The following is a 3,190-nucleotide window of genomic DNA, read 5'->3' as shown; positions in this document are numbered from 1 at the left end:
TTATTTTTAAGTCAATACCCAAGTTTAGAGAGTGAAATTAAAGGTTTTCTAAGAGCTAACAACAATTCTGAAGAGGCTAAGAACAAGGTAAAAAGTGCTCTTGAAATTTTATCTTTACCTGAATTATCAAATAATAATACACCAAATACTTTTAAAAATAGAATTTTAAGAATGGCCGCTCATCTAAAACAATGGGGAAATCCGGAAGATGAAATATTCGCAGATTATATAGAGGGAATAACTTTGGATTTTAACAAAATGACCGTTGGAGATGTTTTTGATATTTATAAATTGACTAAAGCGCAAGTACATGACTTGACAAAGAAATATTTTTCATCAATAATTATTCCTGTAGCAGAAGCTGCTTATCCTTTTGTAGTTTACGCTCTTACTGAAGCTACTTTAGGAGCCGCTTTACCTTTGATTTCTAGAATACCTTTAGCTGTTGTTATTAGAGGTAAAATGCTTGAAAAAATGGTTAGACAAATAGCTAAATTAGGTAGTGCAGGAACAAATAGTCATATAAGAATGATTCCGAAAGGGAATTATTTAAAATCCCTAGAAATATTCAAAAAAATAACAAAAAATGCAAAGTCTATTAAAGTAGAGACTTTATCGAACGGAAGAGTTAGAAGAATTGCAGATATGGGAAATGGAAATTATATAACATTTAGAAATTATGATTATTCTAATACTCCTGGTTTAGTAGCAAACATAGATTTAAATTTCCCTAAAATATGGTCTAAGATTAGAGAATTAAAATTTATAAAATAAATTAACATGAATAAAACTTTAGATGATAAAACAAAAAAAATTATTTTGATATGTTCTAACGAGCACGAATATATTTATAATTTTATTCAAAATGTAACAGAAGTATTTCCTGAGTTTTCTGAAGATGAAATAAAAAACAAAGTATTAGATATAATTTATTATTTACTTTATAAAAATATACTTATAATGAAAAATCATAAAAATGAAGAAGCATATAAATTAACTCCTGATGAATCTATAGACTTAATAAATCAAATGTGGTTTAAAGGAGCAAGTTATATAGATTTCATAAATATGGTTTTCTTTGAAAAACAAGAATGGTTTATTAAAGAACTGAAAAAAATGGGATATAACTTTAAGGATAATTGGATTGACTTTTCAAAAAACAATCTTTTTTTAAATACATTATTATTCTAATAGCTAAATAGCCCCCTTTCGTTCAATCAAATGGAGTTAGAATTGCTAATATGGGTAATGGAAATTCAATAATTTTCAGACCTGCTTCTGCTTCTGATTTTGTCGCTACGCTAGAGCTTAATTTTCCTAGTATTTGGAACAGAGTAAGGATATTAAAATTTAATTAATAAATGAAAAATTTTACCATTTTTAAAAAAGAATATTTTGATTTATTCACTGATTACGGATATGGTGTAGCTACATTAGCACATATTATGTATGGTCTAGGCTACGATTTAAATAATATGAATTCAGAAGAAGCTAAACCTAAGTGTGTCGAAGCCGTAAAGCAATTATTAGAAAATGATATCATTCATGTAACATTGTTAAATAACGAACTTTACAATAAAAAGACCTTAACTAATCTTGAAAAAGAGAATATATTAAAAAAAATCAAAGAGATTTGGAGTTATAAACAACCTAATTTTGAGTCTATTATAAATTTTGAGTATCAAAATTGGTACTTATCAAAAATAAAAGAAGAAGGTATAAATATTAAGACAGATTGGAAATGGTTTTCTGAAGAATTTATTCCTAATATGAAAAAATGGATTGAAGAAAATAGGCCTAAAAGATAGTAGATGAAAACGTTTACAAAGGTTAACAAAGATTTAGGGTTAAAAGAAACTTCCGATTGGGGAATCATAAATAGTGATGAAAATAGAGTTGAAGAATTTATTTTGTATTATTTTGAAAATTCGGTTGAAAAATCAACAGAAATGGAATTTATAAATTTAGTTTTTTCATCAATGAATGAAGCTCTAATTAGTAAAAAAAACACTATTGATATTGATAGATTATTTTATAAATTTATTTCTAAAATAGAAAAAAATGAAATTAATTTAATGATAATTAATCTTTGGGCTTCCTACAAAAGTACAGACACTGACCCTTTTCCTGTTACCGAGTTAATAAATAAAGCTATGGTTTATAAAAAATAACATATAAACCCGTTGTGCATTTAGAAAAAGTTGTGCAAACTGTTAAATAACAGTAAATTGATAGTTCCCTACACTCTCAATGATATGCACAACTTTCAAGCAAATTACTATAAAATTCTAGAAGTATTAAATCTCCTTGATATTCCATCTAATTATTTATACCAAATAAGAAAGCCAAAATTATCAGATAAAGAACTAATAGCTATCAACTTAACATCTGAATACATGAGGATTGATAGCGAATGTCAGGTATTTAGAGTATTACCAAAAGAATTAAAAATTAAAATTGAGCGATCTGTTTACAACCGTAGAAAGCGTAAATTATTTGAGTTTTAAGAAAAAATTCGTCAAAAACTAAACGTTCATTTTTTAGAATTTGAAGATTGTTTTATAGTCGATAGTATGCCTCTTGAACTATGTAAACTTTCAAGAGCCTCTAGAAGTACAATTTGTAAGTTTGATTTTGAAACTAGCCCAGATAAAGGATATTGCGCAAGTCTATCGAGCAGATATTATGGTTATAAATTACATGCTGTTTGTTCTGTTAACGGGATTATTTCAAGCTTTGATATTTCAAAAGCATCTGTTCATTATATTCATTATTTAAAAGATATCAAAAACCAAATGAATGGCTGTGTATTACTAGATACAAAGTACTACCGCGACTCTCAGGAAGGGTCTGTAGTGGGTACAAAACGTTCTAGCGACCCGCAGGAAGGATCTGTAGTGAGTACAAAACGTTCTCGCGACCCGCAGGAAGGGTCTGTAGTGAGTACAAAACGTTCTCGCGACCCGCAGGAAGAGTCTGCAGTGAGTACAAAACGTTCTCGCGACCCGCAGGAATGTTTGAAATTTTAAAGTCCTAAATAATTCAGCTCAAAATATTTCTAAAAATCAACACAAAAAAGGATAGTTAATTAACTATCCTTTTTTGTGTTTACGTGTCCCGTCCTGAAATAAGTTGACACAAATTAGACTTATTTTATGAATACGAGTCCACACAAGAAAAAGCGCACACA

4 protein-coding genes and 1 pseudogene are annotated in these 3,190 nt (G+C 28.4%); all 5 read left to right on the top strand.

The window, feature by feature from the left end; translation table 11 throughout:
* Positions 1-774 (top strand): hypothetical protein (locus tag ACQY1Q_RS17220; RefSeq protein WP_431006566.1); only part of this gene is annotated, 774 nt, incomplete at its 5' end.
* Positions 775-780: 6 nt separating this feature from the next.
* Positions 781-1,191 carry a hypothetical protein gene (locus ACQY1Q_RS17215; RefSeq protein ID WP_431006565.1) on the top strand — a complete coding sequence of 137 codons (411 nt, stop codon included), beginning with the start codon at positions 781-783 and terminating at the stop codon, positions 1,189-1,191.
* Positions 1,192-1,361: 170 nt separating this feature from the next.
* A complete protein-coding gene (locus tag ACQY1Q_RS17210; RefSeq protein WP_431006564.1) occupies positions 1,362-1,808 on the top strand; it encodes a hypothetical protein in 447 nt (148 codons plus the stop codon).
* Between the two features lie 3 nt (positions 1,809-1,811).
* Positions 1,812-2,171 (top strand): hypothetical protein, encoded by a 360-nt coding sequence (locus ACQY1Q_RS17205; protein WP_431006563.1) that lies wholly within the window; start codon positions 1,812-1,814, stop codon positions 2,169-2,171.
* A gap of 84 nt (positions 2,172-2,255) precedes the next feature.
* Positions 2,256-2,843, top strand: a pseudogene (locus tag ACQY1Q_RS17200) (transposase); the annotation flags it as partial.
* Between the last annotated feature and the right edge of the window lie 347 nt (positions 2,844-3,190).

Origin of the sequence: Tenacibaculum sp. TC6 (assembly GCF_050606265.1) — a bacterium.
Taxonomy (GTDB): domain Bacteria; phylum Bacteroidota; class Bacteroidia; order Flavobacteriales; family Flavobacteriaceae; genus Polaribacter.
The sequence above is the reverse complement of the archived record's forward strand: the minus strand, read 5'-3'. Positions and strand labels throughout refer to the sequence as shown.

Excerpts from the sequence above, each read along its gene's own strand:
- ACQY1Q_RS17215 (WP_431006565.1), top strand. The coding sequence starts at position 781 with ATGAATAAAACTTTAGATGATAAAACAAAAAAAATTATTTTGATATGT.
- ACQY1Q_RS17210 (WP_431006564.1), top strand. The coding sequence starts at position 1,362 with ATGAAAAATTTTACCATTTTTAAAAAAGAATATTTTGATTTATTCACT.
- ACQY1Q_RS17205 (WP_431006563.1), top strand. The coding sequence starts at position 1,812 with ATGAAAACGTTTACAAAGGTTAACAAAGATTTAGGGTTAAAAGAAACT.